The organism is Sulfuricella sp. T08, from assembly GCF_000971475.1.
GTDB lineage: Bacteria > Pseudomonadota > Gammaproteobacteria > Burkholderiales > Sulfuricellaceae > Sulfuricella.
The window spans coordinates 26,317-43,201 of sequence record NZ_DF967539.1 but is presented as its reverse complement, the minus strand read 5'-3'; the positions used below and the strand labels follow the sequence as shown (position 1 = coordinate 43,201).

Annotated in this window: 17 protein-coding genes and 1 riboswitch; of the genes, 3 read left to right on the top strand and 14 right to left on the bottom strand. The window is 57.2% G+C overall.

Annotated elements, in window-relative coordinates:
• Positions 1-13 precede the first annotated feature (13 nt).
• The 14 genes from SCT_RS09530 to cutA form a co-directional block, all read right to left on the bottom strand.
• Positions 14-382, bottom strand: a complete 369-nt coding sequence (locus SCT_RS09530) for a diacylglycerol kinase (RefSeq protein WP_059422159.1) — start codon at positions 380-382, stop codon at positions 14-16.
• A 43-nt stretch (positions 383-425) separates the two neighbouring features.
• On the bottom strand, positions 426-1,871 hold the full coding sequence (gene gcvPB, locus SCT_RS09525; RefSeq protein WP_009207463.1) for an aminomethyl-transferring glycine dehydrogenase subunit GcvPB: 1,446 nt from the start codon (positions 1,869-1,871) through the stop codon (positions 426-428).
• An 8-nt stretch (positions 1,872-1,879) separates the two neighbouring features.
• Positions 1,880-2,383 carry a thiol peroxidase gene (tpx, locus tag SCT_RS09520; RefSeq protein ID WP_059422157.1) on the bottom strand — a complete coding sequence of 168 codons (504 nt, stop codon included), beginning with the start codon at positions 2,381-2,383 and terminating at the stop codon, positions 1,880-1,882.
• Positions 2,384-2,435: 52 nt separating this feature from the next.
• Positions 2,436-3,863 carry an aminomethyl-transferring glycine dehydrogenase subunit GcvPA gene (gcvPA, locus tag SCT_RS09515; protein WP_059422154.1) on the bottom strand — a complete coding sequence of 476 codons (1,428 nt, stop codon included), beginning with the start codon at positions 3,861-3,863 and terminating at the stop codon, positions 2,436-2,438.
• A 105-nt stretch (positions 3,864-3,968) separates the two neighbouring features.
• Positions 3,969-4,358, bottom strand: coding sequence for a glycine cleavage system protein GcvH (gcvH, locus tag SCT_RS09510; RefSeq protein ID WP_059422150.1), 390 nt, complete (start codon positions 4,356-4,358; stop codon positions 3,969-3,971).
• 108 nt (positions 4,359-4,466) lie between these two features.
• Complete coding sequence (gene gcvT, locus SCT_RS09505; protein WP_059422144.1) at positions 4,467-5,546, bottom strand: glycine cleavage system aminomethyltransferase GcvT; 1,080 nt, start codon at positions 5,544-5,546, stop codon at positions 4,467-4,469.
• A gap of 153 nt (positions 5,547-5,699) precedes the next feature.
• Positions 5,700-5,791: riboswitch (glycine riboswitch) on the bottom strand.
• A gap of 75 nt (positions 5,792-5,866) precedes the next feature.
• Positions 5,867-7,009, bottom strand: coding sequence for a DUF3426 domain-containing protein (locus SCT_RS09500; protein WP_159107893.1), 1,143 nt, complete (start codon positions 7,007-7,009; stop codon positions 5,867-5,869).
• A gap of 65 nt (positions 7,010-7,074) precedes the next feature.
• A complete protein-coding gene (gene prmA / locus SCT_RS09495; RefSeq protein ID WP_059422137.1) occupies positions 7,075-7,983 on the bottom strand; it encodes a 50S ribosomal protein L11 methyltransferase in 909 nt (302 codons plus the stop codon).
• Positions 7,984-8,039: 56 nt separating this feature from the next.
• On the bottom strand, positions 8,040-9,398 hold the full coding sequence (gene accC, locus SCT_RS09490; RefSeq protein ID WP_059422132.1) for an acetyl-CoA carboxylase biotin carboxylase subunit: 1,359 nt from the start codon (positions 9,396-9,398) through the stop codon (positions 8,040-8,042).
• 108 nt (positions 9,399-9,506) lie between these two features.
• Positions 9,507-9,968 carry an acetyl-CoA carboxylase biotin carboxyl carrier protein gene (accB, locus tag SCT_RS09485; RefSeq protein ID WP_059422128.1) on the bottom strand — a complete coding sequence of 154 codons (462 nt, stop codon included), beginning with the start codon at positions 9,966-9,968 and terminating at the stop codon, positions 9,507-9,509.
• A 9-nt stretch (positions 9,969-9,977) separates the two neighbouring features.
• On the bottom strand, positions 9,978-10,427 hold the full coding sequence (gene aroQ, locus SCT_RS09480) for a type II 3-dehydroquinate dehydratase (protein ID WP_082098275.1): 450 nt from the start codon (positions 10,425-10,427) through the stop codon (positions 9,978-9,980).
• Between the two features lie 169 nt (positions 10,428-10,596).
• Entirely contained in the window at positions 10,597-11,127 is a 531-nt protein-coding gene (locus SCT_RS09475) for a TlpA disulfide reductase family protein (protein WP_059422124.1), read from the bottom strand.
• Positions 11,128-11,149: 22 nt separating this feature from the next.
• On the bottom strand, positions 11,150-13,345 hold the full coding sequence (gene dsbD / locus SCT_RS09470; protein WP_237759649.1) for a protein-disulfide reductase DsbD: 2,196 nt from the start codon (positions 13,343-13,345) through the stop codon (positions 11,150-11,152).
• Between the two features lie 92 nt (positions 13,346-13,437).
• Positions 13,438-13,767, bottom strand: a complete 330-nt coding sequence (gene cutA / locus SCT_RS09465; protein WP_082098299.1) for a divalent-cation tolerance protein CutA — start codon at positions 13,765-13,767, stop codon at positions 13,438-13,440.
• A 14-nt stretch (positions 13,768-13,781) separates the two neighbouring features.
• Here cutA and SCT_RS09460 point away from each other — a divergent pair, with 14 nt between their 5' ends.
• The 3 genes from SCT_RS09460 (at position 13,782) to SCT_RS09450 (ending at position 16,830) form a co-directional block, all read left to right on the top strand.
• Entirely contained in the window at positions 13,782-14,180 is a 399-nt protein-coding gene (locus SCT_RS09460) for an FxsA family protein (protein ID WP_059422111.1), read from the top strand.
• 197 nt (positions 14,181-14,377) lie between these two features.
• Positions 14,378-15,400, top strand: coding sequence for a CDP-6-deoxy-delta-3,4-glucoseen reductase (locus tag SCT_RS09455; protein WP_059422108.1), 1,023 nt, complete (start codon positions 14,378-14,380; stop codon positions 15,398-15,400).
• 143 nt (positions 15,401-15,543) lie between these two features.
• A complete protein-coding gene (locus tag SCT_RS09450) occupies positions 15,544-16,830 on the top strand; it encodes a hypothetical protein (RefSeq protein ID WP_059422104.1) in 1,287 nt (428 codons plus the stop codon).
• Positions 16,831-16,885: the final 55 nt, after the last annotated feature.

The window sequence follows — 16,885 nt, the reverse complement described above, 5'->3', positions numbered from 1 at the left end:
TTTTTGTGACAGGCTAGCCGAACAGCACCAGCGCCCAGACCACCGTCAGGTTGACCAAGCTCAGCAGCACGGCGGCGCTGCCGATGTCCTTGGCCCGTTTGGCCAGATGGTGGTTTTCCAGAGAAATGCGGTCTACCGTGGCTTCCACCGCCGAATTGAGCAGTTCGACGATAAGCACCAGCAGCACGCTGGCAATCATCAGCGCCTTGCCGACTGCCCCCGCCGGCAGAAACAGCGCGAGCGGAATCAGGACCGCTGCCAGCAGAGATTCCTGCCGGAAAGCGTCCTCGTTCTGGTAGGCGGCCTTGAATCCTGCCAGGGAGTAGTGGAAAGCGTTCCACAGGCGTTTCAGGCCGGTCTTGCCTTTGTGCGGGCTTTCCATGTTGAAGCCAGTTTATGGGATGCGTGTTACAGATTGATGAAGGCTAAGCCTTCCACACCAGATCCAGCTCGCGTGCTGCCTTGACGTCATCGAGACGCCGCACTGGCATGGTGTGGGGCGCAGTCTTGACCAGTTCCGGATTGGCATGGGCCTCGTCCAGAATTTCCTTCAATGCCGCGACGAAGGCATCTAGCGTCTGTTTCGACTCGGTTTCGGTCGGCTCGATCAGCAGGCATTCCGGCACCAGCATCGGAAAATAGGTGGTGGGCGCATGGAAGCCCTTGTCGAGCAGGCGCTTGGCCACGTCCATCGCGCTCACCCCGGTTTGCTCCTTGAGGCCCTTGAGGGTGACGATGAACTCGTGGCTGGCACGACGCTGCGGAAAGGCGATATCGAAGCCGGCCTTGCTCAGTTCCGCCATCAGGTAGTTGGCGTTGAGGGTGGCGAAATCCGCCACGCGGCGCATCCCTTCCGCGCCCAGCATGCGCGCGTAGGAATAGGCGCGCAGCAGGACACCGATATTGCCCATGAAGCCGGAAAGACGTCCGATGCTTTGCGGCAGATCCTTTTCCGTCACCAGACGGTAGCGACCGGACTCGAAAGCGACCACCGGTATCGGCAGGAACGGCAGCAGGCGCTCACTGACACCCACCGGGCCAGAACCGGGTCCACCACCGCCGTGCGGGGTGGAAAAGGTTTTGTGCAGGTTGACGTGGATCACGTCGAAACCCATGTCGCCCGGCTTGACCCGACCCAGGATGGCGTTGAGATTGGCGCCGTCGTAGTAGGTCAGACCGCCGGCTTGGTGGACGATCTGCTGCATCTCGCTGATATTCTTTTCGAACACCCCGAGGGTGGAGGGATTGGTCAGCATCAGTCCGGCAGTGTTTGGCCCGACGGTTGCCCTGAGCGCTTCCAGATCGACATTGCCATCGCGGTCGGTAGGAATTTCCCTGACGGTATAGCCACACATCACCGCCGAGGCCGGATTGGTGCCGTGCGCTGCATCCGGCACTAGCATTTCGGTACGGGCCGCATCATTGCGGGAAACGTGATAGGCGCGGATCATCGCCACCCCGGCGAACTCACCCTGGGCACCCGCCATCGGTGTGAGCGAAACCGCGGCCATGCCGGTCACATCCTTGAGCATTTCCTGCAGTTCGTGCAGACAGGCAAGCACGCCCTGTCCGGTAGCCTCCGACGCCAGCGGGTGGCGTGCCAGAAACTGCGGCAACATGGCATGCTGGTTGGCGCCGCGCGGGTTGTATTTCATGGTGCAGGAGCCGAGCGGATAGAAGTGGGTATCGATCGAGAAGTTCTTCTGCGACAGCCGGGTGTAATGACGTACTGCGTCCATCTCGGAGACTTCAGGCAGCAGCGGTTTATCGCCGCGACGCAAATGGGCTGGAATATCGTTCGCTTCAGGCTTGGCCGCGGGAGCTTGGGCCAGGTTTTTGCGTCCCGGACGGGACAGTTCGAAAATCAACATACTGCGGATTATCCTTTCACTGCGGCCAGCGCCGCATCGTAATCAGGTTCATCGGTTATTTCCGGCACCAGCTGCGAATAAAGCACGCGGTCGTGCTCGTCCAGCACGATCACCGCCCTGGCGCACAAGCCGGCAAGCGGATAGGTCTTGATCAGCACGCCGTAGTCCTTGGAAAAATCGCGTCCGCGCAGGGTGGAAAGCATGATCACGTTGTTCAACCCTTCAGCGCCGCAGAAGCGCACCTGAGCAAACGGCAGGTCGGCGGAAATCACCAGCACCACGACATTATCGAGCTGGCTCGCTTCCCGATTGAACTGACGCGTTGAAGTCGCACAAACCGGCGTATCGATGCTCGGCACGATACTCAGGATTTTGCGCTTTCCCTCGAACTGGCTCAGGGAAATATCGTTCAGGTTCTTGTCCACCAGCATGAAGCTGTGCACCGATTCTCCCGGCCGCGGGAAATGACCGAGAACTTCGAGGGGGTTGCCTTCCAGAGTTACAGTTGCCATGATCGCGCTCCTTTTTCAGGGTTTCAAACTTACTACTTGCCAGTAATCCATTTCATTTGTTCCCGTTTTGGTAAAACGGATTATCAGCGGCAGGCTTAAGTCTAGTACAGGCAGGGCCGGAACTGCGTCGGGAAACGATGCGTTCCAGATTTTCCAGGAATTTCCGGATGTCTTCCTGGGTTTTGGTTTCCGTGGCGCAAACCAGCAGGGCGTTGCCCAGCTCCGGATACCAGGGCGTCAAGTCCAGCCCTCCCATTATGCCCTGAGCCTCCATGGCGCGTAGCACGTCGGCGACGGGGAGATCGAAGGTAATCACCACCTCGTGGAAGAAGAGGTTGGAAAATACCCGCTCCACCCCCGCAATCAGGCACGCCTGCTCGGCCAGCATCCGGGTGTTGGCGTGGCAGGCCGCCGCGACGCGCTCCAGGCCTTCCTGGCCGAGCAGTGCGAGATGAACCGTCGCCGCTGTGGCCATCAACCCCTGGTTGGTGCAGATGTTGGAGGTCGCCTTGGCACGGCGGATATGCTGCTCGCGCGCCTGCAGTGTCAGGCAGAAGCCGGGCTTGCCGTCCATGTCCACCGTGCGGCCGACGATACGCCCCGGCATCTGCCGCGCCAGCGCCTGCTTGCAGCACAGAAAACCGAAATAGGGACCGCCCGACGATAGCGGCGCGCCCAGCGGCTGCCCCTCGCCTACGGCGATGTCGGCGCCCTTGCTTCCCCACTGACCAGGCGCCTTGAGCATGCCGAGGGAGATCGGATTGACCGCGCCGATAACCAGCATACCCTGGGCATGAGCCCAATCGGTCAGTTCGTCGACTTCCTCCAGCACGCCGAAGAAATTCGGCTGCTGTATCACCAGCGCAGCAAAATCCTCGCCTTCGAAGCTTTTCAGCGATTCGGCCACGGTGCTTCCACTGCGAGCATCATAGGGTACGGGAATCAATTCGATACCCTGATTTTTTACCAAGGCATCGGTCACCTGACGCCAGATCGGATGCACCGCTGCCGGCACCAGAACACGGCGTGCCGACTTGTGTGCGCGCACCGCCATCAACACTGCTTCGGCCAAGCCGGAAGCACCGTCGTACAGGCTGGCATTGGAGATGTCCATGCCGGTCAACGAGGCCATCATGGTCTGGAATTCGTACAGCAGCTGCAGCGTGCCCTGGCTCGCCTCCGCCTGGTAAGGCGTGTAGGCGGAATAGAATTCGCCGCGGCCGGCAATCTGCCACACTGCCGCCGGTATGTGGTGCTCGTAGGCGCCGGCACCGATAAAATTCAGATAGCGCCCATCCTGTTCCGCCCGTTCCTGCATCAGGCGGCCTGCAGCCATCTCGTTCAGGGCCGGTGGCACGCTTTCAAGCCGGTCGGCGCGCAGCGCAGCCGGGATTTCGTCGAACAAGTCTTCGATCGAAGCCGCACCTATGCTGGCCAGCATGGCCTGGATGTCTTCTTCGGTATGGGGAATGAAGGGCATAAATTACCTTTAAAACAATTTACCGCAAAGGACGCGAAGGTTCGCAAAGGAAGAAAAAAGAAGGCGAATCATCTCGCGCACCTTTTGTGTCCTTTGCGGTGAAAATCAGTGCGCTTCGCTTTCGACCAGCGCCTGATAGGCGGCGGCAGCGAGCAGCCCATCCAGGTCGGCGGGATTGCCAGGTTTGATCTTGAACATCCAGGCCGCATAGGCATCCTGATTGATTTTTTCTGGCGCATCCACCACCTCGGCGTTGACGGCAATCACTTCACCCGCCAGCGGTGCATAGACGTCGGAAGCGGCCTTGACCGATTCCACCACGGCACACTCTTCGCCAGCGGCAAGCTGGCGACCGACTGCGGGAGTTTCCACATACACCATGTCGCCCAGCAGTTCCTGGGCATGATGGGTGATGCCGACCGTGACCGTGCCGTCGGCCTCAAGCCTGGTCCACTCGTGGGATTTGGTGTATTTCAGATCGCTAGGGATACTCATATTTTTCTCCTGAATTAAATTCTTTTTCACCGCCAAGGACGCAAAGGTTCGCAAAGGAAAACAAGAAATTCTTTGGCTTTACCTTGCGTCCTTCGCGTCCCTTGCGGTTCAAATTAATGCCTTGCCGTTGCGTGCAAAAGGTAGCTTCACCACTTTTGCATTGTGTAATTTGTCGCGGATCTCCACCTGCACCACGTCGCCGACTGCGACTGCCAGCGGCAGGCGGGCGAAGGCGATGGACAGGTTCAGGGTGGGGGAAAAACTGCCGCTGGTGATCTCGCCCGCGCCATGGGAGGTGACCACTTTCTGGTGGCCGCGCAGCACACCCTTGTCGAGCAAAACCAGCCCCAGCATCTGCATTTTCACCGTCTTCGCCAGCAGCGCCGGCTTGCCGATGAAGTCGCGCGGACTGGCCAGCTCCACGGTCCATGCCAGTCCGGCTTCGAGCGGATTCACGTCCTCGTCCATGTCCTGGCCGTAGAGATTCATCCCGGCTTCCAGGCGCAGCGTATCGCGCGCACCCAGACCGATCGGCGCGACACCCAGGGTATTCAGGGTTTTCCACAAGCCTGCTGCTTCCGACACCGGCAGCATGATCTCGAAGCCGTCCTCGCCAGTGTAGCCGGTGCGCCCGATAAAATACTGGTCGAATTCGGCCGCCTGGAACGGCTTGAGGAATTCGGTCGCGGCGCGAGCGGCGGGAATCGCCTGCCACACCTTCTCCCTTGCCTGTGGACCTTGCACCGCGATCATCGCCAGATCGCGGCGCGGCTGGATGGTCAGTTGCGGCGCACGGGCAGCGAGTTGCTGCTCCATCCATGCCACATCCTTGTCCGCCGTGCCGGCGTTGACCACGATCCGGAACCAGTCCTCGCGCATGAAATACACGATCAGGTCGTCGATCACGCCGCCCGCCGGATTCAGCATGCAGGAATAAAGCGCCTTGCCGGGTTCCTTCAGTTTGTCGACGTTATTGGCGAGCAAATATTGGAGGAATTCGCGGATGCCGCTACCGGTGACGTCCACCACCAGCATGTGACAGACGTCGAACATGCCGGCCGCGCGGCGCACCTGATGGTGTTCCTCGATCTGGGAGCCGTAGTTCACCGGCATGTCCCAGCCGCCGAAATCGACCATGCGGGCACCCATGTCGCGGTGGGTTTGATTGAGTGGCGTTTGTTTCAACATTATTCTTGTTAACTCCCGGGCCAGAAATAAAAAAGGGTGAAGCCGGCTAGCCGGCTTCACCCCTCTGTCCTGTGTACCTGAGAGATTACGATGGTTAGGACCATCGCGTGCCCCTTCGGTGAGCGGTACTAGCCGCCTCTCTCCAGAGTTGCCGTGTTCTATGCGGTTCCTGATACCTGAGCGGTTACGGGTGATTGCGCCTTCGGTGGTGCGAAAATAATCGCACGCTCTCCCGCATGGGTTTTTGGCAGCGTGAACTATACCTTATCCGCACTTCCCGTGACAAGGCGATAAAATCAACTTATTGAAAAACCGGTGTTTTATTGCGGATAAAACAGAAAAACCCGATAACCTGCCGCTTTCAGGTCACCCAGGTCGAGATACAGCTTCACCGTGATCTCCTCATTCGGCACCATACCGCGTTTAAGGTTGGAACCCTTCGCATATTCCCCCGGTGTGAAGATCCGCCGTGCAATCATCCTGTCCTGGTTATCGGTCAGTGTCAGCTCGAGTTGCGGATATTCCTGGGCAAGCTTGGAGCGATTGCGCAGAATGGCGTTGAGCGCAACCAGGTTGGCCCGCTGCGGGTCAGCCTCGAGATTGGAAGTCTCGATGCTGAGCAAATCCGGATTGGCGGGCAGGCGGATGCTGCACTGCAGCACGCCGCAGAACTGCTGCAAAAACGGCTTGAATTCGGGGTAACGGGCAGCCAGATCAGAGCGGAAAAAATAGAGTCCCTGAACACCCAGACTCGCCAAAAGCAGGAGGGCGCCGATCAGCCACAGCCAGAAAAAGCTGCGTTTTTTCGGCGCTCTCTCAATTTCGACGAAAGTGTCTCGCGCGACAGGCCGCTCGGTAACAGGTTCAGGAGCAAACTGCGGCGCCAGCGTGACAGGCTCGACGGTAACGAATTCCTCGGGAGCCGGAACAGCGGGTTCTTCCTTTAATAGAACACCCGCCGCTGCGTACATTTCATACAAGGCTGCCTCGTCCCATTCAGGAATGGAACTCTCCACTTCCGCGGGGGATTCGGGCAACAACTCATCCACCGCTTGAAGCGGTTGCGCGAGCTCTTCTTCAACTTCATCTGGAGCTTCTTCAGACGAAGGGGCTGCAAGCTCCTCCGCCGGGAATTCCTCTACCGCTGCAGGCTGCTGCTTAGCCTCTTCTTCAGGCATCTCGGCTTGATTGCCGGGCTCTTCGAACGGCAACCTCGACTGCCCCTCATGCTGAAGTTCCTCGAGATTGTGTTCCAGATAAACATGGGCATTGAATACCTTGGCACAGCGCCCGCAACGCACGTCCCCGCCATGCGCTTCCATCTGCTCAGGGGTCACCCTGAAACGGGTATGGCATGCTGGACAGGTGGTGACCATCACCATGACTAGGGCCTGTTCATGGATAAGTTGGACAATTATGGGCGTGCTGGCAGGATGCGATGCAAGGCGTCGGGCGTGCCGCATGGCCATTCCATGCAAGCGACCGGCAACGCAGCAGCGCGCCTGCCAGTGCGGCCAGAATGTTCGAGTTATTCATGAGCAGGCCCTAATCTCTTCACTCCAGCCAAACATACCCAGCCCTCAACCTCTCCGGCAATATCGATGTCGAACCATTGCCGGTAGACGGCCAGAGTCTCTTCGGCCTGGGGAGCCAACACCCCCGACAGCACGATCTGTCCGCCCGGACGGACAGCCTGGGCCAGCATCGGCGCCAGCACCTTGAGCGGGTTGGCAAGGATATTGGCAACGACTACGTCGACCTGGATTTTCGGGGCTTCATTGGGCAGATAGAACTCGGCCGCAGCCTGGTTCTGTTCGGCATTCTGCCTGCTGGCGAGCACCGCCTGAGGATCGATATCCACACCCAGCACACGCCCGGCACCCAGTTTCAGCGCCGCAATCGCCAGGATGCCTGAGCCGCAACCGTAATCCAGCACGCACTCGCCGCCGCGGATATTCCGCTCCAGCCATTGCAGGCAGAGGTGGGTGGTGGGGTGACTGCCGGTGCCGAAGGCCAGGCCGGGGTCGAGAATGAGATTGATCGCAGCGGGGTCGGGAGCGGTATGCCAGGTGGGGATGATCCACAGCCGAGGTGAAATCTGAATCGGGTCGAACTGGGATTGGGTCAGCCTGACCCAATCCTGCTCGGCGACGGCATCCACGCGGTAACGCGGAGTCCCGGTCAGTTGCGCGGCCTTGGTTGCGGCGGCAACGATGGCTGGAATATCGACATCCTCCGCGAACAATCCGCTGACGATGCTGTTTTGCCACAGGCTGTCGACCGGCTCGCCCGGTTCTCCGAAGATCGGCTGCTCGCGGTCGGTTTCGGCATTGGCATCCTCGATATCCGCCGCCAGCGCACCCAGATCGAGCAGGGCATCGCTCAGCACGCCGGCGGTTTGTTCGTCCGCCTCGATTTTCAGCGACAGCCAGGCCATGCAGATTCCTTGAAGAAGTATTGCTCTTTTTTAGTTACGGCGCAGCCTTAAAGGCTTTACTGAGGCTTTGCTTTTGCTGCAGCCAGTTTGTGCTCCAGGTAATGAATGCTGGTGCCACCAGCGACAAAGGCCGCATCGCGCATCAGATCCTGATGCAAGGGTATGTTGGTCTTGATGCCTTCGATGACCATTTCGGAAAGGGCTGTCTTCATCCGGGCGATGGCTTGCTCGCGAGTGGCACCGTAGGCGATCAGCTTGCCGACCATGGAATCGTAGTATTGCGGCACCACATAATTCTGGTAAACGTGGGAATCAACCCGGATACCAGGGCCGCCGGGCACATGGTAGACCGTGATGCGTCCTGGCGAAGGTACGAAGGTGTAAGGATCCTCGGCGTTAATGCGGCACTCGATCGAATGCCCTTTAAGCTGAACATCTTTCTGCTTGAAACTCAACTTCAGTCCGGCGGCAATGCGGATCTGCTCCTGCACGATATCGATGCCGGTAATCATTTCCGTCACCGGGTGTTCGACCTGGACGCGGGTATTCATTTCAATGAAGAAAAACTCGCCATTCTCATACAGGAACTCGAAGGTGCCGGCCCCGCGGTAACCAATCTTGCGGCAGGCTTCGGCGCAGCGTTCGCCAATTTTGTCGCGCAGCTTGGGATCAAGGCCAGGGGCCGGAGCTTCCTCAATAATCTTCTGATGGCGACGCTGCATCGAGCAGTCGCGCTCGCCCAGGAACGCCGCATTGCCATGCTCGTCAGCCAGAACCTGAATCTCGATGTGGCGCGGATTTTCGAGAAACTTTTCCATGTACACCACTGGATTGCCGAATGCCGTCTGCGCTTCGTTCTTGGTCATGCTGACCGCGTTCAGCAGCGCTGCTTCGGTGTGCACCACACGCATGCCGCGGCCGCCACCACCGCCGGCCGCCTTGATGATCACCGGATAACCGACGTCCTGGGCGGTACGTATAATCTCATCCGAGTCGTCCGACAGCGCACCCTCCGAACCAGGTACGCAGGGCACGCCGGAAGCCTTCATCGCATCCTTGGCACTGACCTTGTCGCCCATCAGGCGTATCGTCTCCGGGCGCGGGCCGATGAACACGAACCCGCTTTGCTCCACCCGTTCGGCGAAATCGGCATTTTCGGAAAGGAATCCGTAGCCGGGATGGATCGCTTCGGCATCGGTCACTTCCGCTGCGCTGATGATCGAGGGAACATGCAGATAGCTCAAGGTGGACTGGGCCGGGCCGATGCACACCGATTCATCGGCGAGCTTCACATACTTGGCATCGGCATCCGCCTCGGAATGGACAGCCACAGTTTTGATGCCCATTTCGCGACAGGCACGCTGGATACGCAGGGCGATTTCGCCGCGGTTGGCAATGAGGATTTTTTCAAACATTTGAAGTCCTAATTTGAACCACAGAGGACGCGGAGAACGCGGAGGAAACCCGACTTGCCAGGGGTGCTTTCCTCCGCGTTCCTTTTCGTACTCCGCGGTGAAAAGCTTTTAACCAATAATAAACAGAGGCTCGCCGTATTCGACGGGCTGGCCATTTTCGACCAGAATCGCCTTGATGACGCCACCCTGGTCTGCTTCGATTTCGTTGAGCAGCTTCATCGCTTCGATAATGCACAGGGTATCGCCAGCGCTCACTGATTGCCCCACCTCGGCAAAGTTTTTCGAGCCAGGCGAAGCGGCACGGTAAAACGTGCCCACCATCGGCGACTTGACGGGATGTCCGTCGGGCTGACCAGCAACGGCGGGCGCAGCCTCGATGGCTGCTGGTGACGCGGCGACAGGTGCGGCAGCAGGCATGAAAGATTGATGCTGCGCATACATCATCGGCTGCGGCGGGTTCTGACCATAGCGGCTAATGCGCACGGTTTCTTCGCCTTCGGTAATTTCCAGTTCGGCAATCCCGGATTCACTGACCAGATCGATCAGTTTCTTAACTTTTCGCAAATCCATATTTAGTCCTTAAGCTTGATGTTGCAGCGCGAACTCCAGCGCCAGTTCATAACCTTTCGCACCCAGGCCGCTGATAACGCCAACAGCCAGATCGGAAAAATAAGAATGGTGGCGGAATGCCTCACGCGCAAACACGTTGGAAAGATGCACTTCAACAAAGGGAATGGCCACGGCCGCAAGCCCGTCGCGCAAAGCAACGCTGGTATGAGTATAGGCCGCGGGGTTGATGATGATGAAATCCATTGCATCGGCTTTTGCCTGATGTACCCGGTTGATCAATTCGGTTTCGCTGTTGCTCTGAAAGTTTTCCAGCATCGCGCCGGCATCCTGCGCCATATTCTGCAAACGATCATTGATCTGCGCCAGGGTGGCGAGCCCATAGTGGCCTGGTTCGCGCATGCCCAGCAGATTCAGGTTGGGTCCATGAAGGACGAGAATTCTGGTATTGGTGGCTTTCACCTGACCTCCCCCCTTCCCTGATTTTCACTTTTCATGGCGGCAAGTTTGCCGCAAAATGGGTGAACTTGTCCAGTTTTTCCCCGAAGTTGCCAACCCGGAGGGTTCATAACCTCGCACGAGAATCTCACTGGATTTTGATTAATCTTGATAAAATCCAATATTCCCGCTTCTATAGTAAAGGTAATACGATTTTTTCCAGCCGGGCCAAGGTTAATCCACCCACTTCACTAGCCACAATTCTGCCGTTACGATCTATCACCACGGTAAACGGCAACCCTCCCAAACGATTGCCGATTTTCTTCGCCAGATCCACGGCCTCCATTTCTCCCAGAAATATCGGGTAATTAACTCCTATCTCATCGGCAAAAGCCTGCACCTTGATCTTTTCATCCAGCGCTACACCGATGAACACCAGACCGCGTTCGTGATACTTGTCCTGCAACTTGATGAAATCCGGCATTTCCTCGCGACAAGGCGGGCACCAGGGCGCCCAAAAATTCAGCACCACCACCTTGCCGCGCCATTGCTTGAGCGGTTGGAGCTTGTCATCGAGATCCTTGAAGCTGGCAGCAAACACCGGCTCGGCAGAAATCTCCGGGGAAGCGGCGGCCTGTTCCGGTTTTTGAGGAACGGCGAAATAGACTGCGGCCAAGGCGATAAAAGCCCCTGCGGCAATCAGTAATAATTTGGCTTTGGACATGAAAGGTCTTGGAGGAAATGGGCTAGCGGATTATAGCATCCAGTGTAACGATAAACTTCTCCGGCGGTTCATAGCCGACCACGCGCGCATCGCTTAACTCCTTGCCACTTTTGTCGAAGAAAACGATGCCGGGAGGCCCGAACAATCCAAATTTCTTGAGCAGCGCCTTGTCTTCCTCGCTATTAGCCGTGACATCAACCTGCAGCAGCACCGCATCGCGCAGCTTGGCCTGAACTTTGGCATCGCCGAAGGTGAAACGCTCGAACTCCTTGCAGGAAACACACCAGTCGGCGAAGAAATCCAGCATCACGATTTTGCCGTCGGCCTGCTTCAGACGGCTTTCCAGTTCCGCCACATTTTTCACCCTCTCGAACTTGAGAGACTCCACGCCCGCCGCTTTCGCTTCGGCACGCAGTCCCGACAAGGGCTGCAGCATGTCACGGTTGCCGGAAAGGGCGCCGATCAGCAATGCCACGCCAACAATCAGCGCGACTACCCCCACCCCTTTCCAAAACTTGGCGAAGCCGCTGGCCGGGTGCGGAAGAGGGTCGATAGCGCGCAAGTAGATGGCGGAAACAATCAGCAACCCCGCCCACAACAGCATGTAAACTACCGGGGAGATCACCGGCGAAATCAGCCAGATCGCCATACCCAGCAGCAGCACACCGAAGAAACTCTTCACCGCCTCCATCCAGGCTCCAGCCTTGGGCAACAATGCACCGGCGGAAACTCCTACCAGCAGGAGCGGAGCGCCCATGCCCAGCGCCAGGGAGAACAGCGCCGAGCCACCCAGCACCACATCGCCGGTCTGGCCGATATAGAGCAATGCCCCGGCCAGCGGAGCCGCCACGCAGGGGCCCACAATCACCGCCGAGAGTGCGCCCATGACGAACACCCCGGCCGCACTCCCGCCCTTGACGCGGTTGCTGGCATCGTTGAAGCGGTTCTGGATGAAACTGGGCATCTGCAGCTCATAGAAACCGAACATCGAGAAGGCAAGTGCCACGAAAACAAGGGCAAAACCGCCCAGCACCCAGGGGTTCTGCAGGGCGGAGGAAAACAGGGTGCCGGACATGCCCGCCGCCACGCCGACAGCCGCATAGGTGAGCGCCATGCCAAGCACATAGGCCAGCGACAGGCCGAAAGCGCGGGATTTTGTCAGCGCATGCCCTTGCCCGACAATGATGCCGGAAAGAATCGGGATCATGGGAAACACGCAAGGAGTGAGTGCCAGCAGCAGACCGAAACCGAAGAAACTCACCATGATCAGCCAGAAGCTGCCGCCCTTGAACAAGTCCCCGATACGGGAAGACTCGTTGCCCTGCGCCTCCACCGGTTTGGAGGGTGCGATTATTTCAGCCCCCGCGGCCGCAGCGGACTGCTGCGCAGCTGCAACTGTTGGCAAAGTCAGCGCGACAGTCTTCTGCACTGGCGGATAGCAAATCCCTTTTTCGCTGCACCCCTGATAGACGACGGCCAGATTGATCGCCTGTTCGCCGTTGCCTTCACGCTTCAGCTTGATGGTTGCCTGGAACGATTGATGGTACACCTCGGTACTACCGAAATTGGGGTCAGTCTTGATCTCGCCCTTGGGCATGGCCACCGCGTCGATACTGGCACCGCCGCCCTTCAGTGAGAACTTGATCTTGTCGCGATACAAATAATAGCTTTCGGTGATCGTGAAACTGGCCAGCAGTGTGTCATTATCGATGGCCTTGACTACAAGCTTGAACGCTTGGTCCACCGGCAAAAACTCTTCCTGACCACCGCCCAGCATCTTGAGGAAGGAAGGCTTCTTTTCGGCCTCCGCCTGAGCGCCGGGAAGATCGATTTTTACCAGTTGGGTTTGCGGTGGATAGCACACTCCCATATCCGCACATCCCTGCGAAACCGCCTTCAGGGTGATCCGGGATGCAGAGCCGCGGGTATAGGGCAGACGAATCACCAGATCGTGGCGGTAGGTTTCCACCTTGCCGAAATACTCGTCCTGCTTGACTTTGCCGGCGGGCAGCAGTGGTGTTCCGAGACTGACATCCGAGGGTTCCGCCTGAAATTTGAGTTTTTCCTTGTACAGGTAATACCCATCAGCGATCTGGTAGCGCACTTCGAGGGTCTGGCCATCCAGCGCGCGGCCGGAAACCTTGAATGCCTGCTCGGGCTCGAGCAGATCGCCCTCGCCGGCGCTCACCATCGAGGAACACAACAGAAAAAAAGCCATCAAATAATGCATATTCAACCAATCAAAACAAGCGCCCTTCACGTTCGCCCCCTCTCCCGCTTGCGGGAGAGGGTTGGGGTGAGGGCAGCCCCTTAGGAGGGGTCAGGGTTAATCGTTTCGGCCGCCAGCCATTCAAGATAGGCAGGCAAACCGGCGGTAATTGGGACTGCGATAATTTCAGGAAGTTCGTAAGGGTGACACTGACGTATGGTTTTTTCAACCTTGCCGTAATGCGCCCCCAGTGTTTTAATCAGCAGTGTGATCTCCTGCGCGGTTTCGATTCGGCCTTGCCAGCGATAGACCGACTCGCACGGCGCCAAGATATTGACGCAGGCCGCAAGCCGTTCCTCCACCAACCTCCCGGCCAACCGCTGGGCGACTTCCCGGTCCGGCAAGCTGGTGATCACCAATATTGCTTCCATTTGGAGCCCCATACATGCGTAACTTTCTAATCTTGTTTATTCTACTCGGTTTCCCGGCCCTGGAGATTTATGTCCTGGCCAAACTAGCCGGAACCGTCGGCTGGTGGCTGCTGCCCTGGTTGCTGGCTAGCGCGATAGTCGGCGGCTGGCTGGTGCGGGACGCCGGTACCATGTTGCCGTTGCGTCTGTTCGGCGCCCTGCAGTCGGGTCATTCTCTCAGCTTCTCGCTGTTGATCGGCTTTCGCAACGTGCTGGCAGGGCTCCTGCTGATCTTCCCCGGCATCATCAGCGATTTTCTGGCCCTGATCCTGCTTCTCCTGCCCCACCCCAAGGTAACCATGCCGTCCGCAGCCAACGACGATGTGATCGATGGCGAATGGACGCGGGTCAACGAGCACGACAAGCTGCGCTAGACCGCCCCCAGCCCATCGCGCACGCTCGTGCAAACCAGTCTCACCCTCAAAAAGACCAAGCGCTGTGGTACACTATTCGCTTTGCCAAGCGCAGCGCGATATCGCCGCAGCCCACAATCAGCAATCGTTGTTTCAGCATGGAACAGGTTTATCGAGTCGGCGAACAAAAAAGCCACTTTAATCTAGAGGAAGTACGCATGTCACACAAATTGACGATCATGCCGAGCAAGCATTCGGTGACGGTCATGGAAGGCGAGACTATCCTGGATGCAGCCCTACGCGAGGGCCATACGCTGCCTTACGGCTGCCGCAACGGCGCCTGCGGCGCATGCAAGGGCAAGGTTCTGCAAGGCACCGTCGATTATGGCGACTATCAGGATCATGCCTTGAACGAATCCGAGAAGATCGAGGGACTGGCACTGTTCTGCTGCGCCGAGCCTAAAACCGACGTAGTGATAGAAGCGCATGAAGTGGCCGATACACAGGATATTCCGGTCAAAATCATGCCATGCAAGGTGGAAAAAATCGAGACGCCGGCGGAAGATGTCGCAGTGCTCTACCTCAAGCTTCCAACCAATGAACGCCTGCAATTCCTGGCCGGCCAATATATCGACATCCTGCTCAAGGACGGTGCACGCCGCGCATACTCCCTCGCCAACGCGCCCCACGACGACGATTTTTTGCAGTTGCACATCCGCCGCGTACCGGGGGGCAGTTTCAGCGATCTGGTATTCACGCAAATGCATGAAAAGGCCCTCCTGCGCTTTGAAGGCCCATTGGGCACCTTCTTTTTGCGCGAAGACAGCGACAAGCCGATTCTCCTGCTTGCCAGCGGCACCGGCTTCGCCCCGGTCAAGGCCATGCTCGAGCATGCCTTCCACCACGGCATCAAGCGTCCGATCACCTTCTACTGGGGTGCCCACAACCTGTCCCACCTGTACATGCTGGATCTGCCGAAAAAATGGGAACAGGAACACGCCAATTTCAAGTTTGTTCCGGTACTGTCCGAACCCGCACCGGAAGACCACTGGCAAGGCAGAACCGGCTTCCTGCACGACACAGTGCTGGAGGATTACGCCGATCTGGAAGGCTACCAGGTCTACGCCTGCGGTTCGCCCGTGATGGTGGAAGCGGCTCACCAGGCCTTGACCACACAGCGCAAGCTGCCGAACGAAGATTTTTATTCCGACGCGTTTACTTTCAGCAAACCCAAGGCTTAAGCGCGCATTCCACCCCCAATTCGGCATCTTTGCGATGCAAAACCAGCCAGCAGTTCTGGGCGAAGGCCCGCATTCGACCTCGAAGTGGATACTCAAGGCCAGAGTGTGCCCGAGTGGCGGCTTAACGTGACACGCTTAAGCACATGAAAAACAAGGTCGAGCTCAGTCAAATACGATTACAAAAAAATATTCCTCTGATGCTGTTGCTCATACTTTTTAGCAACCATCTCTTCGCTGGATCCAGCCCTACGCAACAAGCCCAAACCATTGCAGCACAATACAACTCATCTCCTGATGAGGGCATCCGTTTTTCTTGTAAGCCCGGCCAACTTGAAACCATCGAGTCCAAAATGGGAACGTACCTGGACTCCTTGGAAGTCGCTCCTGATTTGGTCGTAAAAAAATGGGATCGAAAGAATGGTGTCGTGGTTTACACGTTGAATACGCATAAAGAAGACTACAACACACTCGATCTCAAAATCAGACCAGAACTACAGATCCGCGACGATATCGTACACCTCCCCACGAAGCACGGAAAAACCAGAAAAATTCATACCGTTTCGAAAAAGGAAATTTTGCTGGCGCTTCTGCAGCATGGGCGACTAACCGAGTTCAAAGATGGGGCGTGCGATATGGAAGCACTGAAGGACTATGTAAGCATCCGCCAAAACACCGTGGCCTGGGCGGAAAACTTAACGTGGGTTTGGCCTGACGGCGGATCTGCGCAATGGAACAAGAAGTATTGGAAGCGCGGCACTCCCATGCCAGGGTTTCCCCTGCACGAAGCCATCAATGATGTTTTCATTAACCAGAACCAGTATGCAATTGGTTGCTACACGGCCACCAAACTCGTAGTGATCCAAGGGGCGCTTGATTATTATCACCGCATCAAGAAAGACCCCGCGCAACTAAAGCTATTGGAAGACAGGCTTTCCATTGATAAAGAACCCTTGGTGGATATCGAACCAGGAAAAATGTGGGCCTTCGAAAAAAACTTCGATCCACAGGAACTCAATCGTCCCGGAAAGCTTTTGAAAATTAAATACGGCGCTGCCCCAAAGAATTTTGTTCCTGGAGACTGGTCTTATTTTTTAAATACGGATCCAATCACCTATGAAAAGACGGGGTATGAAGGTTCCAATGCAATTTACCTGGGGCGAAACAAATTCGACGATTACTATAACGACAATAATCACTCCTATACTTACCAGCAGAAAGTGGATGAAGTGTACCAATGGAGAAATGGCGTTTTCAGCCGGTCTCGTGACTTTGCCAAGATAAAACCGCTTACCCCACAGGACATGATACGCTTAAGCAAAACCCCCGCAAAAGGAGGCATCCAGACAGATCTCAGGGTTTTCCCCTATTATTTCGGGTACGAGGAGTTACCCGTATGGGGCGCCCCCCTGACCACCGAAATAATCCATTAATCAAAGAACCGGGCTCAAACGAGCTTCACGCCGCCGTAGTGGCTTGACATTGAAA